Genomic DNA, 16,781 nt, shown 5'->3' with positions numbered 1-16,781 from the left:
TGCGTACGGACGCTCGATGTCACCCAAAGCCTTTATGGGAGGTAGGGTCGGAGGCGGTCGGGGACATCCCAATAAATCTCGCCGGCGTCGAAACCCGGCGTACCAACGAGGAGATCGGTTCGTGACGATCCGCGTAGGCATCAACGGCTTTGGCCGCATCGGTCGTAACTACTTCCGCGCGCTGCTGGAGCAGGGTGCGGACATCGAGATCGTGGCTGTCAACGACCTGGGTGACACCGCGACCACTGCACACCTCCTGAAGTACGACACCATCCTGGGTCGCCTCAAGGCCGAGGTGTCGCACACCGAGGACACCATCACGGTCGACGGCCACACCATCAAGGTGCTCTCGGAGCGCAACCCGGCCGACATCCCGTGGGGTCAGCTGGGCGTCGACATCGTCATCGAGTCGACCGGCATCTTCACCAAGAAGGCCGACGCCGAGAAGCACATCGCCGGTGGCGCGAAGAAGGTCCTCATCTCGGCTCCGGCCAAGGACGAGGACATCACCATCGTGATGGGTGTCAACCAGGACAAGTACGACGCGGCCAACCACCACGTCATCTCGAACGCGTCCTGCACCACCAACTGTGTGGCGCCGATGGCCAAGGTTCTCGACGAGAACTTCGGCATCGTCAAGGGCCTGATGACGACGGTCCACGCGTACACCAACGACCAGCGCATCCTGGACTTCCCGCACTCGGACCTGCGTCGCGCCCGCGCCGCCGCCGAGAACATCATCCCGACCACCACCGGTGCCGCCAAGGCCACCGCCCTGGTGCTCCCGCAGCTGAAGGGCAAGCTGGACGGCATCGCCATGCGCGTCCCGGTTCCCACCGGCTCGGCCACCGACCTGGTCGTGGAGCTGCAGCGCGAGGTCACCAAGGACGAGGTCAACGCCGCGTTCAAGAAGGCCGCCGACGACGGCGACCTCAAGGGCATCCTGTTCTACACCGAGGACCCGATCGTGTCCTCGGACATCGTGAGCGACCCGGCGTCCTGCACCTTCGACTCCTCCCTGACGATGGTCCAGGAGGGCAAGACGGTGAAGATCCTCGGCTGGTACGACAACGAGTGGGGCTACTCCAACCGCCTCGTCGACCTCACGGTCTTCGTCGGCGGCCAGCTCTGAACCTCTAAGGTTCTGGAGCAGCAAGGCACTCAGATGTGAGCGAAGGGTCCGGACCCGCGCGACGCCGCGCGACGGTCCGGGCCCTTCGCACGTCAGCCTCTCAGCCTCGTACGACCAGTCCTCTCAAGGAGCCCACTCATGAAGACCATTGAGGAACTTCTCGCCGAAGGGGTCGACGGTAAGCGGGTGTTCGTCCGCGCCGACCTCAACGTGCCGCTGGCCGACGGCCTCATCACCGACGACGGCCGCATCCGCGCCGTCCTGCCGACCGTCGAGGCCCTGGCCGGAGCGGGCGCCAAGGTCATCGTCGCCTCCCACCTGGGCCGTCCCAAGGGCGCCCCGGACCCGCAGTTCTCCCTGCTGCCCGCCGCCGAGCGCCTCGCCGAGCTGCTCGGCAAGCCGGTCGCCTTCGCCCAGGACACCGTCGGCCCCGCCGCCCACGACGCGGTGAACGGTCTGGAGCCGGGTCAGGTCGCCGTCATCGAGAACCTGCGGTTCAACGCGGGGGAGACGAGCAAGGACGACACCGAGCGCGGCGAGTTCGCCGACCGGCTGGCCGCCCTCGCCGACCTCTACGTGGGCGACGGCTTCGGCGCGGTGCACCGCAAGCACGCCTCGGTGTACGACCTGCCGAAGCGGCTCCCGCACTACGCCGGCTTCCTCATCGCCACCGAGGTCGGCGTCCTGAAGAAGCTCACCGACGACGTCAGGCGCCCGTACGTGGTCGCGCTCGGCGGCGCCAAGGTCTCCGACAAGCTGGCCGTCATCGACGAGCTGCTCGGCAAGGCGGACCGTCTCCTCATCGGCGGCGGCATGGCGTACACGTTCCTCAAGGCCAAGGGCTACGAGGTCGGCATCTCGCTCCTCCAGGAGGACCAGCTCCCGGCGGTCACCGAGTACATGGAGCGCGCCGAGAAGAGCGGTGTGGAGCTCGTGCTGCCGGTGGACGTCCTGGTGTCGACGGACTTCCCCGACCTCAAGACCAAGGCCCCGGCCAACCCCTCCACCGTCGCCGCGGACGCCATCCCGGCCGACCAGGAGGGCCTCGACATCGGCCCGGAGACCCGCAAGCTGTACGCCTCGAAGCTCGCCGACGCGCAGACCGTCTTCTGGAACGGCCCGATGGGCGTCTTCGAGCACCCCGACTACGCCGAGGGCACCAAGGAGCTCGCCCAGGCCCTCATCGACTCCCCGGGCTTCACCGTGGTGGGTGGCGGCGACTCCGCCGCCGCGGTCCGTACCCTGGGCTTCGACGAGAAGGCATTCGGCCACATCTCGACCGGCGGCGGCGCCTCCCTCGAATACCTCGAGGGCAAGACGCTGCCCGGTCTCGCCGCACTGGAGGACTGACCCTTTATGAGCACCCGCACGCCGATCATGGCGGGCAACTGGAAGATGAACCTCAACCACCTCGAGGCCATCGCCCACGTCCAGAAGCTCGCCTTCGCTCTCGCGGACAAGGACTACGAAGCCGTCGAGGTCGCCGTCCTGCCGCCCTTCACCGACCTGCGCTCCGTGCAGACGCTGGTGGACGGCGACAAGCTCAAGATCAAGTACGGCGCCCAGGACCTCTCGGCGCACGACTCCGGTGCCTACACCGGTGAGATCTCGGGCCCGATGCTCGCCAAGCTCAAGTGCACGTACGTCGCGATCGGCCACTCCGAGCGCCGGCAGTACCACAACGAGACCGACGAGATCGTCAACGCCAAGGTGAAGGCCGCCTACAAGCACGGCATCACGCCGATCCTGTGCGTCGGTGAGGAGCTGGACGTCCGCGAGGCGGGCAACCACGTCTCCCACACGCTCGCCCAGGTCGAGGGCGGCCTCAAGGACCTCCCGGCCGAGCAGGCCGAGACCATCGTCATCGCCTACGAGCCCGTGTGGGCGATCGGCACCGGCAAGGTGTGCGGCGCCGACGACGCGCAGGAGGTCTGCAAGGCCATCCGCGGCAAGCTCGCCGAGCTGTACTCCGAGGACGTCGCCGAGAAGGTCCGCATCCAGTACGGCGGCTCGGTCAAGTCGGGCAACGTCAAGGAGATCATGGGCCAGGCCGACATCGACGGCGCCCTGGTCGGCGGTGCCGCGCTGGACGCCGACGAGTTCGTCAAGATCGTGCGCTTCGGCGAGCAGTAGGCCGGAGAAGATCGACGACCTGTCGTCCGGACAGTGAGTATGCGCCGGCGGCGATACGTCGTACCCTTGCGGGGCCGAGCGGCACGCTGCTCGGCCCTGGTCGTTCCTTAACGTCAGACAAGTCAGTTTTCAGTCCGAGTTCAGTCCGAGGAAGTTGGTCCAGCCGTGGTTATGGGGTTCTCGATCGCCCTGATCGTCTTCAGCCTGCTGCTGATGCTCCTGGTGCTCATGCACAAGGGAAAGGGTGGCGGCCTCTCCGACATGTTCGGTGGCGGCATGCAGTCCTCCGTCGGTGGCTCCTCGGTCGCCGAGCGCAACCTGGACCGGATCACCGTCGTGATCGGTCTGCTCTGGTTCGCGTGCATCGTCGTGCTCGGCATTCTCATGAAGATCAACAACTGACCTTCGCAGCGACTCGTCACAACTGCACACAGGTCACGTATTTTCACGTAAGGCCCCATGTAAGGTACGCGCTCAACTGCGCGGCCTATCATGGGGCTTGCGTCTAGGTGGAGGGGATGTAACTCCAATCACTGGACGCGCGTTGGGCCTTACGTAGACTGTGGCGCTCCGCGGCGAAGTGAGACGCCGACACGCTTCGCGGCACCATCACGCAGGGAGTTACGACCGTGGCAAGTGGCAACGCGATCCGAGGAAGTCGGGTCGGGGCGGGGCCGATGGGTGAGGCCGAGCGTGGCGAGTCCGCGCCGCGCCTGGCCATCTCCTTCTGGTGTTCGAACGGACACCAGACGCAGCCGAGCTTCGCCTCCGACGCGCAGGTGCCGGAGACCTGGGACTGTCCGCGCTGCGGATTCCCGGCGGGGCAGGACCGGGACAATCCGCCGGACCCGCCGCGCACCGAGCCGTACAAGACGCACCTCGCGTACGTACGGGAGCGTCGCAGTGACGCCGACGGCGAGGCCATCCTCGCCGAGGCGCTCGCGAAACTGCGGGGCGAGATCTGATCTGCCGGCCGGGCCGGGCACCAGGGACGGTGCCCGGCCCGCCTTCGTACCCGGGCCGACGCGCGCCCGGGATTTCGTTGCGCCGAAAGGCCCGATTCACCCTGATCAACTAGGTTGGGTGGCAGTAGTGGGGCATCGCCCGTACGCGCGTACGAGAGAAGGCTGAAGGTCGAGATGAACGCGTCCGACAAGCAGGCAGCGCTGAACCGGACCCCCGAGTGGCAGGCGCTCGCCAAGCACCGGGAACAGCTGGGCGACGTACAGCTCCGTGAGGTGTTCGCGGCCGATCCCGCGCGTGGCTCCGGCTACGTGCACCAGGTCGGCGACCTCCATGTCGACTACTCCAAGCACCTGGTCACGGACGAGACGCTGCGACTGCTGCGCGAGCTGGCCGGTGCGACCGGTGTCTTCGCCCTGCGCGACGCCATGTTCCGCGGCGAGAAGATCAACACGACCGAGGACCGGGCCGTGCTGCACACCGCGCTGCGGGCCCCGCGCGACGCCGTGGTGGAGGTCGACGGGGAGAACGTCGTCCCCGCCGTGCACGCCGTCCTCGACCAGATGAGCGCGTTCGCGGACAAGGTGCGCTCCGGCGAGTGGACCGGTCACACCGGCAAGCGCATCAGGAACATCGTCAACATCGGCATCGGCGGCTCCGACCTCGGACCCGCCATGGCGTACGAGGTGCTGCGCTCCTTCACCGACCGGGACCTCACCGTCCGCTTCGTGTCGAACGTGGACGGGGCCGACCTCCACGAGGCCGTACGTGACCTGGACGCGGCGGAGACGCTGTTCATCATCGCGTCGAAGACCTTCACGACGATCGAGACGATCACCAACGCGACCTCCGCGCGCAACTGGCTGCTCACCGAACTGAGGGCCGATCAGGAAGCCGTCGCCAAGCACTTCGTGGCCCTGTCGACCAACGCGGAGAAGGTCGCCGAGTTCGGCATCGACACGGCCAACATGTTCGAGTTCTGGGACTGGGTCGGCGGGCGGTACTCGTACGACTCCGCGATCGGGCTCTCGCTGATGATCGCGATCGGCCCCGACGCGTTCCGCGAGATGCTCGACGGGTTCCACCTCGTCGACGAGCACTTCCGCACGGCGCCCGCCGAATCCAACGTTCCGCTGCTGATGGGCCTGTTGGGCATCTGGTACGGCAACTTCCACGACGCCCAGTCGCACGCCGTTCTGCCCTACAGTCACTACCTGTCGAAGTTCACCGCCTACCTGCAGCAGCTCGACATGGAGTCGAACGGCAAGTACGTGCAGCGCAACGGCGACGAGGTGGCCTGGCAGACCGGCCCGGTGGTGTGGGGCACGCCGGGCACGAACGGGCAGCACGCGTACTACCAGTTGATCCACCAGGGCACGAAGCTGATCCCGGCGGACTTCATCGGCTTCGCCGAGCCGGTCGCCGATCTGCTGCCCGGGCTCGTCGCGCAGCACGATCTGCTGATGGCCAACTTCTTCGCGCAGACGCAGGCGCTGGCCTTCGGCAAGACGCCCGACGAGGTGCGCGCCGAGGGCGTCGCCGAGGACCTGGTGCCGCACAAGACGTTCAAGGGCAACCACCCCACCACCACGATCCTGGCGAAGAAGCTCACCCCCTCGGTGCTCGGCCAGCTCGTCGCCCTCTACGAGCACAAGGTGTTCGTCCAGGGAGCCGTGTGGAACATCGACTCTTTCGACCAGTGGGGCGTCGAACTCGGCAAGGTGCTCGCCAAGCGCGTCGAGCCCGCCCTGACGGAGGGTGCGGACGTGCCCGGACTCGACGAGTCCACCAAGGCGCTCGTGGCCAAGTACCGGGAGCTGCGAGGCCGTTAATCGGATGCACGGGGGCCGGTGACGGGCGAGACTGCCGGTTCCGTCCGTCACTCCGCCCGGAGGCCCCCGTGGACCAGTTGTTCTCAGCGCTCGCCGACCCCGAGCGGCTCAGGCTGTACGCGCGCATCGTGCTCGACGACCTGCCACCGCGCGAGGCCGACTCCCCGGTCGCCCGCAGGCATCTGGGCAAACTGATCGCGGCCGGGCTCGTCGAGCGCGACGCCGAGGGGTCGCTGCGCGCCGGACCCGAGGTGTTCCGGCGGGCCAAGGCGCCCGAGCCGGCCTCGGGGGTGCCGCGCCATCTCACCGGCTTCTTCGCCGGCGGCCGGCTGACGGCGATCCCGGTGCGTGCCACCGTCCGGCACCAGCTTCTCGTCCATCTCACGGACACCCTCTTCGACGCGGACCGCTCCTACAGCGAGCGCGAGGTCAACGAAGCGCTGCGCACCGTCCACGACGACACCGCCGCGCTGCGCCGCTACTGCGTCATCGACGGTCTGCTCGTACGCGAGAAGGACGGATCGGACTACCAGGTCGCGGTCCGGTAGCGCGAGCAGCCGCCGCTCGACGTAATCTTTTACGGGTAAAACACATGTTAATCTTTTGATATGAGTGATGCCGCGTCCGCCACCCGACAGCCCCCCGTCCGAAGACTCCCGCTGACCGGCGTCCTCCGCATCAACCGGCCGTCCGACATCTGGTTCAAGCCCGCGACCAGCGTCGCCGTGGCCGCCGCCCTCGTCCTCGTCCCGCTGCTCGCGGCGGGCCGCAGCGAGCTGGCGATGTACGCCATGGCCGGTGCGTTCTGCGCGCTCTACGGGCACCAGCTGCCCTACAGCGCGCGCGCCCGCGCCACCGCCTGGGTCGTCATCGGCATGACCGCGGGCATGGCCGTCGCCCTGATCTGCGCCGCGCTCGTCGACAGCGTCGTCGCGCTGATCGCGATCGCCGCCGTGCTCGCCGGCGTGCTGAAGGCCGTCTGCGACGCCACCCGCATCGGCCCGCCCGGCCACGTGATCCCCGTCTTCGTCGTGTCGGGCACCCTGTTCGCCCCACAGGAGCTGCGCGAGGTCCCCTTCCACGTCCTGCTGACCTTCGGCGGGGGCGTCGTCGCCGCGTGCGTCGCACTGGCCCCGGCCCTGATCCGGCGCGAGGGCCCCGAGCGGCGCGCCACCGCACGGGCCCTGGAGGCCGCAGCGGCCTCTCTCGCCACCGAGGACGCCACCCGGCGTGCCCGGGCCCGGCACACCGCCGCGGCTGCCGTACAGGGCGCCTGGCAGTCCCTGCTGGCCGCCGGTGAGCGCACCCCGGCCCGGCGCACCCTGGAACACCTCGTGCTGCACGCCGAAGCCGCTCTGGTCGGCACGCCCCGCGCGGGCGACAGCGAACAGCTCCTCGGCTGGGCCCGCCAGGTGCGCGGCCGCGGCCCCCTGCCCGCGGTGGAGCTGCCCCCGGGCGGCGGCGACGAACTGCTGGGCATCGACGCCGAGCGCGCAGGGCGTCGCGCGCAGGGCCGCAAGCGTCTCGTGGCGCTACTTCTGCGGCCCGGATCGGCCGTGCTGCCCATCGCCGCGCGCTGCGCCGTCGGCTGCGCGGCCGCCGGGTACGTGGGCCTGGCCCTCGGCGTCGGCCACCCGTACTGGGCGATCGTCTCGGCCGGTGCGATCTACCAGGCGAACGTCACCCTGACCTGGCACCGCGTGGTCCAGCGTCTGCTCGGCAATGTCCTGGGCGTCCTGGTCTTCCTCGCGCTCGTCCCGCTGGCCCGGACCAGTGTCGTCGTCCTGGCCGTCCTGTGCGTCGTCCTCAGCTTCTGCAACGAGATGCTGATCAGCCGCAACTACTGGCTCGGCTCCGTCTCGGTCACGCCGATGGCGCTGCTGATCACCGAGTTCGCCCATGTCGGGCCCGTCCCGGAGCTCGTCACCGACCGGGTCCTCGACACCCTCGCCGGTGTCGTGGTCGGCCTGGGCGCGGCCGTACTCATCACCAACCGGCGCATCGGCGGCCGGATGGAGCAGGCCCTCGCCGCCACGGAGCAGGCCGCCGCCGGCGCCGACAGCGCGCTGGCCGTCCCCGCGGGCTCCGTCGCCGATCTCGCCGTCGCCCGCCGCCGCCTCACCGCCAGCCTGGTGGAGCTGAGGGACGCCGCCGACACCGCCGCCGGCGAATGGTGGCAGCGCGCCCTGCCCGAGGAGCAACTGCTGCGCACCGAACAGCGGGCCCACCGCACGCTCGCCGAGACGGTACGACGGCAGGGGCTCGTACGCGACGAACCGCTCGTCGGCGCCGGGCAACAGGGGGCATGACCGGCGACCTCATGGCCGCCGTGGTCCGGCAGCGGCGCGGCGTCGCCGCCCTTCTTTGAGGACCCGGTCTTTGAGGACCCGGTCTTTGAGGACCCGGTCTTTGAGGACCCGGCCCGGAACGCGTCGGGCCCCGTACAGGCACATGTGTTCACATGCGTCCGTACGGGGCCCGTTGGCGTCAGCGGTCAGGACACCGCCGGCGGATACAGCTCCGGGGGAAGCTGCGAGGCCGCGGCCGCGTCGAGCAGCCACAGCGTGCGCGAGCGGCCGTAGGCGCCCGCCGCCGGGGCCTGGACCTCTCCCGCGCCCGACAGGGCGATCGCCGCGGCCTCGGCCTTGTCCTCGCCCGCCGCCAGCAGCCACACCTCACGCGCGGCCCGGATGGCCGGAAGCGTGAGCGACACGCGTGTGGGAGGGGGCTTCGGGGCGCCGTGCACACCGACCACCGTCCGCTCCGTCTCACGGACCGCCGGCAGCTCGGGGAAGAGCGACGCGACGTGCGTGTCCGGGCCGACGCCGAGCATGAGGACGTCGAAGGCCGGGACGTCCCCGTGGTCCTCGGGTCCGGCCGCGGCGGCCAGCTCGGCCGCATACGCCTCGGCGGCCGTGTCCGCGTCGTCCCCGTGGGGCCCGTCCGACGCGGGCATGGCGTGCACGCGCGCGGGGTCGAGCGGAACGGCGTCGAGCAGCGCCTCCTTGGCCTGTGTGTAGTTGCGCTCGGGGTCGCCGTCCGGCAGGAACCGCTCGTCGCCCCACCACAGGTCGAGGCGGCCCCAGTCGATCGCGTCCCTGGCCGGGGACGAACTCAGCGCGGCCAGCAGGCCGTTGCCGTTGCGGCCGCCCGTCAGGACGACGGAGGCGAAACCGCGGGCGGCCTGGGCGTCGACGATCTTGGTGATCAGCCGGGCCGCGGCGGCCTGCGCCATCAGCTCCTTGTCGCGATGGACGACCAGTTGGGGTGCTGCACTCACTTGCTTGCCGCTTTCTTGGCCGGAGCCTTCTTGGCAGGGGCCTTCTTGGCTGCTGTCTTCGTGGCCGCCGCCTTCTTGGCTGCCGTCTTCTTGGCGGGAGCCTTCTTCGCGACGGCCTTCTTCACGGGCGCGGGCCGCGACGGCGCCTCGGCCTGCTTCTCGGCCGGAGCGGACTCCGCGGGAACCGTCTTCTGCTCCGCCGGTTCGCCGAGCCGGTCCACGCCGAACCGCAGGGCGGCCGCGTACGTGTCGTCCGGGTCCAGCCGGCGCAGCTCCTCCGCGATCAGCTCGGACGTCTCACGCCGCTTGAGCGCGACCGCGCGGTCCGGCTGCCCCTGGATGGAGAGCGTGGCCAGCGTGCCGTCGGCCCGGTCCAGGACGATCGGGCCGTGCGTGGAGTCGAGCCGCACGCCGGTCAGGCCGGGGCCCGCCGAGAGGGTGCGCTTGACGGGGACGTCCAGCCGGTCCGCGAGCCACATGGCCAGCAGCTCGCAGCTCGGGTTGAACTCCTCGCCCTCGACCTCCACCGACGTGACGTCCGTCGTGACCTGGTCCAGGGCCGCCGCGAGCATGGAGCGCCACGGCGTGATCCGGGTCCAGGACAGGTCGGTGTCGCCGGGGGAGTAGGACGCCGCGCGGGCCTCCAGCTCGTGGACCGGCTGTTCGGCCGCGTAGGTGTCCGTGACGCGCCGCTGGGCCAGGGCGCCCAGCGGGTCGTTCGCGGGGTCCAGCGGGGCGTCCACGGGCCACCAGACGACCGTCGGGGCGTCGGGGAGGAGCAGCGGCAGGACGACCGACTGGGCGTGGTTCACGACCTCGCCGTACAGCCGGAGCATCACGGTCTCGCCGGTGCCCGCCTCCGCGCCGACCCGCACCTCGGCGTCGAGCCGCGACTTCGTGCGGTCGCGCGGGGAGCGGGAGACGCGCTTGATGACCACGAGGGTGCGCGAAGGGTGCTCGCGCGAGGCGTCGTTGGCCGCCTTCAGTGCGTCGTAGGCGTTCTCCTCGTCGGTGACGATGACGAGGGTGAGCACCATGCCGACGGCCGGGGTGCCGATGGCACGACGGCCCTGCACCAGGGCTTTGTTGATCTTGCTGGAGGTGGTGTCCGTCAGATCGATCTTCATGGGCGCCGCCAGCTCCGTCCGTCTCGTGCGAGCATTTCGTCCGCCTCGGCGGGCCCCCACGTGCCGGACGGGTACTGCGCGGGCTTGCCGTGCGTGTCCCAGTACTGCTCGATCGGGTCGAGGATGTTCCAGGACAGCTCGACCTCCTCCGTGCGCGGGAAGAGGTTCGAGTCGCCCAGCAGGACGTCCAGGATCAGCCGCTCGTACGCCTCCGGGCTCGACTCGGTGAACGACTCGCCGTAGGCGAAGTCCATCGAGACGTCCCGGATCTCCATCGACGTGCCCGGCACCTTGGAGCCGAAGCGGACCGTGATGCCCTCGTCCGGCTGGACGCGGATCACGATCGCGTTCTGGCCCAGCTCCTCCGTCGCCGTGTGGTCGAAGGGGGAGTGCGGGGCGCGCTGGAAGACGACGGCGATCTCGGTGACGCGCCGGCCGAGCCGCTTGCCGGTCCGCAGGTAGAAGGGGACGCCCGCCCAGCGGCGGTTGTCCACCTCCAGCTTCACGGCCGCGTAGGTGTCGGTCTTCGACTTGGCGTCGATGCCGTCTTCCTGGAGGTAGCCGACGGCCTTCTCGCCGCCCTGCCACCCGGCCGCGTACTGGCCGCGCACCGTGTCCCGGCCGAGGTCCTTGGGCAGCCGCACGGCGCCGAGCACCTTGGCCTTCTCCGCGACGAGCGCGTCCGCGTCGAAGGAGGCGGGCTCCTCCATCGCGGTCAGGGCCATCAGCTGGAGCAGGTGGTTCTGGATGACGTCACGGGCGGCGCCGATGCCGTCGTAGTAGCCCGCGCGGCCGCCGATGCCGATGTCCTCGGCCATGGTGATCTGCACGTGGTCCACGTACGACCGGTTCCAGATCGGTTCGAACATCTGGTTGGCGAAGCGCAGCGCCAGGATGTTCTGGACGGTCTCCTTGCCGAGGTAGTGGTCGATCCGGAACACCTGGTCCGGGTCGAACACCTCGTGCACGATCGCGTTCAGCTCCTGGGCGGAGGCGAGATCGTGACCGAAGGGCTTCTCGATGACGGCGCGCCGCCACGAGCCCTCGGGCGCGTCCGCGAGCCCGTGCTTCTTGAGCTGCTGCACGACCTGCGGGAAGAACTTGGGGGGTACGGAGAGGTAGAACGCGAAGTTCCCGCCCGTGCCCTGCGACTTGTCGAGGTCGTTGATCGTCGCCTTGAGGTTCTCGAAGGCGTCGTCGTCGTCGAAGTTGCCCTGGACGAAGCGCATGCCCTGGATGAGCTGCTGCCAGACCTCTTCGCGGAACGGCGTACGGGCGTGCTGCTTGACCGCGTCGTGCACTTCCTGCGCGAAGTCCTCGTCCTGCCACTCGCGGCGGGCGAACCCGATCAGCGAGAAGCCCGGGGGGAGCAGACCCCGGTTGGCGAGGTCGTAAACGGCAGGCATCAGCTTTTTACGTGACAAATCACCCGTAACGCCGAAGATCACCAGACCCGACGGCCCCGCGATGCGCGGGAGCCGTCGGTCTGCGGCGTCACGGAGCGGATTGTGGTTCGCTCCGTGTGCGGTCAAGGGTTCAGCCCTCCGAAGGGGCGAGGCGCTTGAGCTCCGCCTCGGTCGACTTGAGCAGGTCGTTCCAGGCCGCCTCGAACTTCTCGACGCCCTCGTCCTCGAGGAGCTGGACCACCTCGTCGTACGAGATGCCGAGCTTCTCGACGGCCTCGATCTCCTGGCGGGACCTGTCGTACGTGCCCGCGATGGTGTTCCCGGTGATCCGGCCGTGGTCGGCCGCGGCCTCCAGCGTGGCCTCCGGCATGGTGTTCACCGTGCCCGGGGCGACCAGGTCGTCGACGTACAGGGTGTCCTTGTACGCCTTGTCCTTCACACCGGTCGAGGCCCACAGCGGACGCTGCTTGTTGGCCTGCGCCTTGTCCAGGGCGGTCCAGCGGTCGCTGCCGAAGACCTCCTCGAACGCCTCGTACGCGAGCCGCGCGTTGGCCAGACCGGCCTTGCCGCGGGCGGCCTTCGCCTCGTCGGTGCCCAGGGCGTCGATCCGCTTGTCGATCTCGGTGTCCACGCGGGACACGAAGAAGGACGCCACCGAGTGGATCTTGGACAGGTCCAGGCCGGCGGCCTTGGCCTTCTCCAGACCGGCCAGGTAGGCGTCCATGACCTCGCGGTAGCGCTCGAGCGAGAAGATCAGCGTGACGTTGACGCTGATGCCCTTGCCGATGACCTCGGTGATGGCCGGCAGACCGGCCTTCGTCGCCGGGATCTTGATGAGCGTGTTCGGCCGGTCCACCAGCCAGGCGAGCTGCTTGGCCTCGGCGACCGTCGCCTTGGTGTTGTGCGCGAGGCGCGGGTCGACCTCGATGGAGACCCGGCCGTCCTGGCCGCCCGTCGAGTCGAACACCGGGCGCAGGATGTCGGCGGCGTCGCGGACGTCCGCCGTCGTGATCATGCGGATCGCTTCCTCGACGGTCACCTTGCGGGCCGCGAGGTCGGCGAGCTGCTGGTCGTAACCGTCGCCCTCCGAGATCGCCTTCTGGAAGATCGACGGGTTGGTGGTGACGCCCACGACGTGCTGCTGGTCGATCAGTTCGGCGAGATTGCCGGACGTGATCCGCTTGCGCGACAGGTCGTCCAGCCAGATCGCCACGCCCTCCTCGGAGAGGCGCTTCAGTGCGTCTGTCATGGAAATTGCATCTCCTAAGTCGTGTACGGGCGTCAGCGCTGGGCCGCCGCGAGGGATTCCCGCGCCTTGGCCACCACGTTCTCGGCGGTGAAACCGAACTCCTTGAAGAGGACCTTGCCGTCGGCGGAAGCACCGAAGTGCTCCAGCGAGACGATGCGGCCCGCGTCACCGACGTACTTGTGCCACGTCAGACCGATACCGGCCTCGACCGACACCCGGGCCTTGACCGCGGACGGCAGGACGCTCTCCCGGTACCCCTGGTCCTGCTCCTCGAACCACTCGACGCACGGCATCGACACCACGCGCGTGGCGACACCCTCGGCCTCCAGCGTCTCGCGGGCCTCGACGGCCAGCTGCACCTCGGAACCGGTGGCGATCAGGATCAGGTCCGGAGTCTCCTTGGAGGCCTCGGCCAGGACGTAGCCGCCCTTGACCGTGTCCTCGTTCGGCTCGTACGTCGGCACGCCCTGACGCGTCAGGGACAGGCCGTGCGGGGCGCTCTTGCCGTAGTCCTTCTTGCCGCGCCTGAGGATCTCGCGCCAGGCGATGGCCGTCTCGTTGGCGTCCGCGGGACGGACCACGTGCAGCCCGGGGATCGCCCGCAGCGAGGCCAGGTGCTCGACCGGCTGGTGGGTCGGGCCGTCCTCGCCGAGACCGACGGAGTCGTGCGTCCACACGTACGTGACGGGCAGGTGCATCAGGGCCGACAGTCGGACGGCATTGCGCATGTAGTCGGAGAACACCAGGAAGGTGCCGCCGTAGATGCGGGTGTGGCCGTGCAGCGCGATGCCGTTCATCTCCGCGGCCATGGAGTGCTCGCGGATGCCGAAGTGGATCGTGCGGCCGTACGGGTCCGCCTCCGGCAGCGGGTTGCCCGCCGGGAGGAAGGAGGACGTCTTGTCGATCGTCGTGTTGTTCGAGCCCGCGAGGTCGGCGGAGCCGCCCCAAAGCTCGGGGACGACCGGGCCGAGCGCCTGGAGGACCTTGCCGGACGCGGCGCGCGTGGCGACGGCCTTGCCCGTCTCGAAGACGGGGATGCTCTGCTCCCAGCCGGCCGGCAGCTCGCCCGCGTTGATGCGGTCGAACTCGGCGGCGCGCTCCGGGTTGGCGGTGCGCCACTCCTGGAACGACTTCTCCCACTCGGCCTTGGCCTGGGCGCCGCGGTCGAGGGCCTTGCGGGTGTGACCGATGACCTCGTCGGAGACGTCGAACTTCTTCTCCGGGTCGAAGCCGAGCACGCGCTTGGTGGCGGCCACCTCGTCGTCGCCGAGCGCCGAGCCGTGGGCGGCCTCGGTGTTCTGCGCGTTCGGGGCGGGCCAGGCGATGATCGAGCGCATGGCGATGAAGGACGGCCTGTCCGTGACGTCCTTGGCCGCCTCGATGGCGTTGTAGATCGCCTCGTGGTCCAGGTCGCCGTCGGGCTTCGGGGCGACCCGCTGCACGTGCCAGCCGTACGCCTCGTAGCGCTTGCAGGTGTCCTCGGAGACGGCCGTCTCGGTGTCGCCCTCGATCGAGATGTGGTTGTCGTCCCACAGCAGGATCAGGTTGCCGAGCTTCTGGTGCCCGGCCATCGACGACGCCTCGGAGGAGATGCCCTCCTGGAGGCAGCCGTCACCGGCGATGGCGTAGATGAAGTGGTCGAACGGGGAGGTGCCGGCGGCGGCCTCCGGGTCGAACAGACCGCGCTCGTAGCGCGAGGCCATCGCCATGCCCACGGCGTTGGCGACACCCTGGCCCAGCGGGCCCGTGGTGGTCTCCACGCCCGTGGTGTGGCCGTACTCCGGGTGGCCGGGGGTCTTGGAGCCCCAGGTGCGGAACGCCTTCAGGTCGTCCAGCTCCAGGCCGAAACCGGCCAGGTACAGCTGGATGTAGAGGGTCAGGGACGAGTGGCCCGCGGACAGCACGAAACGGTCGCGCCCGACCCAGTCGGCGTCCGCCGGGTCGTGTCGCATCACCTTCTGGAAGAGGGTGTACGCGACCGGGGCCAGGCTCATGGCCGTACCGGGATGGCCGTTACCGACCTTCTGTACGGCATCGGCGGCCAGGACCCGGGCGGTGTCCACCGCCCGCTGGTCCACATCGGTCCACTCGAGGTCTGTGGTGGTCGGCTTGGTACTCACCCTGAGTCAGGGCTCCTCTCCACATGGCTAATGCCGGTGATGTCGGTCTCACCGGCCGTTGTCGAGCCTACCCTTGCGGGAACGTGCATTTTTTCGACTCGTTCCAGACTGCCGGGCCCGCGCGGAATCCGCCTCCTGACAGGGATCGGGGCCGTTCTTCACGTGAATACGGACCCGCTCATCTGCGGGCTCATCCGGGGCCCTGACGGCTCATCTGGAGTGCCCCTGCGGACCCGGGCGAAACGGACAGCGGGCAGTCCGCGCGCGTGTGCGTTGCGTCCTTCGCGGCATGCTGCCCAACACGACCCCACCCCCACGAAGGGCGAGGTATAGGCAACGTCTACAGTGGCGTGGTACGCGCGAGCCTTTACCGGGACTTCACATCAAGTGGTCTTCTTCGGCGGCTCGCTGGAGTCTCTGTCAGGGGTGTGCGTGACGGCCGTCGAATCCCGTCCAGCGGGAGCGCTGACGAGCAGCAGCAACCGGAGCCAGCGGCCGTTCGGGGCCCGAGTCAAGGCGTTCGTGGCGCTGACCAAGCCGCGGATCATCGAGCTGCTGCTCATCACCACGGTTCCGGTGATGTTCCTCGCCGAGCAGGGTGTGCCGAACCTGAAGCTGGTGCTCGTCACCTGCCTCGGCGGCTACCTGTCGGCGGGCGGTGCCAACGCGCTGAACATGTGGTACGACCGCGACATCGACGCGCTCATGGAGCGCACGTCGCAGCGGCCGCTGGTCACCGGAATGGTGAGTCCGAACGAGTGCCTCGTCTTCGGCATCTCTCTCGCGGTGATCTCCACACTGCTGTTCGGTTTCGCCGTGAACTGGCTGTCGGCCTGGCTGTCGCTCGGCGCCCTGCTCTTCTATGTGGTCGTCTACACGATGATCCTGAAGCGGCGGACGTCGCAGAACATCGTGTGGGGCGGCATCGCGGGCTGTCTGCCGGTGCTCATCGGCTGGTCCTCGGTGACCAACTCGATGTCGTGGGCGCCGGTCATCCTCTTCCTGGTGATGTTCTTCTGGACGCCGCCGCACTACTGGCCGCTGTCCATGAAGGTGAAGGACGACTACGCGCGCGTGGGCGTGCCGATGCTGCCGGTGATCGCCTCCAACAAGGTGGTCGCGAAGCAGATCGTCATCTACAGCTGGGTGATGGTGGTGGTCTCGCTGCTGCTCACGCCGCTCGGCTACACCGGCTGGTTCTACACCGTGGTCGCACTGCTCGCGGGCGGCTTCTGGCTGTGGGAGGCGCACGGTCTGCAGAACCGCGCCAAGGCCGAGGTCACGGGCGGCAAGCTCAAGGAGATGCGCCTGTTCCACTGGTCCATCACCTATGTGTCGCTGCTCTTCGTCGCGGTGGCGGTGGACCCGTTCCTGCGCTGACGCGGCGCTGAAGCTCTTCCGATGGGTGGGGTGGGGGGGGGCCGGCCCCCCCCCCCCCCCCCCCCCCCCGCCGCCCCCCCCCCCGCGCCCCCCGGAGCTCGACCTCACCGCAAGAGTTAGTGGGGCGGGGCGGGCGCCGGCGTGCGGCGCGGCGCGCGG

Annotated in this window: 14 protein-coding genes; 9 read left to right on the top strand and 5 right to left on the bottom strand. The window is 69.3% G+C overall.

Going from position 1 to position 16,781, the window contains the following annotated elements; genetic code table 11:
- The first annotated feature begins 121 nt into the window (after positions 1 to 121).
- The 8 genes from gap (at position 122) to ABT127_RS00035 (ending at position 8,369) form a co-directional block, all read left to right on the top strand.
- Positions 122 to 1,132 (top strand): type I glyceraldehyde-3-phosphate dehydrogenase, encoded by a 1,011-nt coding sequence (gene gap, locus ABT127_RS00070; RefSeq protein ID WP_018533283.1) that lies wholly within the window; start codon positions 122 to 124, stop codon positions 1,130 to 1,132.
- Between the two features lie 138 nt (positions 1,133 to 1,270).
- Complete coding sequence (locus ABT127_RS00065) at positions 1,271 to 2,482, top strand: phosphoglycerate kinase (RefSeq protein WP_351443552.1); 1,212 nt, start codon at positions 1,271 to 1,273, stop codon at positions 2,480 to 2,482.
- Positions 2,483 to 2,488: 6 nt separating this feature from the next.
- Positions 2,489 to 3,265 (top strand): triose-phosphate isomerase, encoded by a 777-nt coding sequence (gene tpiA, locus ABT127_RS00060; protein WP_351443551.1) that lies wholly within the window; start codon positions 2,489 to 2,491, stop codon positions 3,263 to 3,265.
- A 171-nt stretch (positions 3,266 to 3,436) separates the two neighbouring features.
- The gene (gene secG, locus ABT127_RS00055; RefSeq protein ID WP_111666919.1) at positions 3,437 to 3,667 is read left to right on the top strand and encodes a preprotein translocase subunit SecG; all 231 of its coding nucleotides are present in this window, start codon (positions 3,437 to 3,439) and stop codon (positions 3,665 to 3,667) included.
- 227 nt (positions 3,668 to 3,894) lie between these two features.
- The gene (locus tag ABT127_RS00050; protein WP_111666920.1) at positions 3,895 to 4,230 is read left to right on the top strand and encodes an RNA polymerase-binding protein RbpA; all 336 of its coding nucleotides are present in this window, start codon (positions 3,895 to 3,897) and stop codon (positions 4,228 to 4,230) included.
- Between the two features lie 174 nt (positions 4,231 to 4,404).
- Entirely contained in the window at positions 4,405 to 6,060 is a 1,656-nt protein-coding gene (pgi, locus tag ABT127_RS00045; RefSeq protein WP_351443550.1) for a glucose-6-phosphate isomerase, read from the top strand.
- A gap of 290 nt (positions 6,061 to 6,350) precedes the next feature.
- Positions 6,351 to 6,608 (top strand): DUF2087 domain-containing protein, encoded by a 258-nt coding sequence (locus ABT127_RS00040; RefSeq protein WP_351444028.1) that lies wholly within the window; start codon positions 6,351 to 6,353, stop codon positions 6,606 to 6,608.
- A gap of 60 nt (positions 6,609 to 6,668) precedes the next feature.
- Positions 6,669 to 8,369 (top strand): FUSC family protein, encoded by a 1,701-nt coding sequence (locus ABT127_RS00035; RefSeq protein WP_351443549.1) that lies wholly within the window; start codon positions 6,669 to 6,671, stop codon positions 8,367 to 8,369.
- A 185-nt stretch (positions 8,370 to 8,554) separates the two neighbouring features.
- Here ABT127_RS00035 and pgl read toward each other — a convergent pair whose 3' ends face one another.
- The 5 genes from pgl to tkt are packed head-to-tail and all read right to left on the bottom strand — an operon-like array spanning position 8,555 to position 15,242.
- On the bottom strand, positions 8,555 to 9,340 hold the full coding sequence (pgl, locus tag ABT127_RS00030; protein ID WP_351443548.1) for a 6-phosphogluconolactonase: 786 nt from the start codon (positions 9,338 to 9,340) through the stop codon (positions 8,555 to 8,557).
- Positions 9,337 to 10,467 carry a glucose-6-phosphate dehydrogenase assembly protein OpcA gene (gene opcA, locus ABT127_RS00025; RefSeq protein ID WP_351443547.1) on the bottom strand — a complete coding sequence of 377 codons (1,131 nt, stop codon included), beginning with the start codon at positions 10,465 to 10,467 and terminating at the stop codon, positions 9,337 to 9,339. Before opcA ends, pgl begins: the two co-directional genes overlap by 4 nt.
- Positions 10,464 to 11,999 carry a glucose-6-phosphate dehydrogenase gene (zwf, locus tag ABT127_RS00020; protein ID WP_351443546.1) on the bottom strand — a complete coding sequence of 512 codons (1,536 nt, stop codon included), beginning with the start codon at positions 11,997 to 11,999 and terminating at the stop codon, positions 10,464 to 10,466. The genes opcA and zwf overlap by 4 nt, the downstream gene beginning before the upstream one ends.
- Positions 12,000 to 12,003: 4 nt before the next feature.
- Positions 12,004 to 13,122 carry a transaldolase gene (gene tal, locus ABT127_RS00015; protein ID WP_502971599.1) on the bottom strand — a complete coding sequence of 373 codons (1,119 nt, stop codon included), beginning with the start codon at positions 13,120 to 13,122 and terminating at the stop codon, positions 12,004 to 12,006.
- A 32-nt stretch (positions 13,123 to 13,154) separates the two neighbouring features.
- Complete coding sequence (gene tkt / locus ABT127_RS00010) at positions 13,155 to 15,242, bottom strand: transketolase (RefSeq protein ID WP_351443545.1); 2,088 nt, start codon at positions 15,240 to 15,242, stop codon at positions 13,155 to 13,157.
- Positions 15,243 to 15,707: 465 nt separating this feature from the next.
- Here tkt and ABT127_RS00005 point away from each other — a divergent pair, with 465 nt between their 5' ends.
- Complete coding sequence (locus ABT127_RS00005; RefSeq protein WP_351444027.1) at positions 15,708 to 16,622, top strand: heme o synthase; 915 nt, start codon at positions 15,708 to 15,710, stop codon at positions 16,620 to 16,622.
- Positions 16,623 to 16,781: the final 159 nt, after the last annotated feature.

Origin of the sequence: Streptomyces sp. NPDC001904, assembly GCF_040297005.1 — a bacterium.
GTDB lineage: Bacteria > Actinomycetota > Actinomycetes > Streptomycetales > Streptomycetaceae > Streptomyces.
The sequence above is the reverse complement of the archived record's forward strand: the minus strand, read 5'-3'. Positions and strand labels throughout refer to the sequence as shown.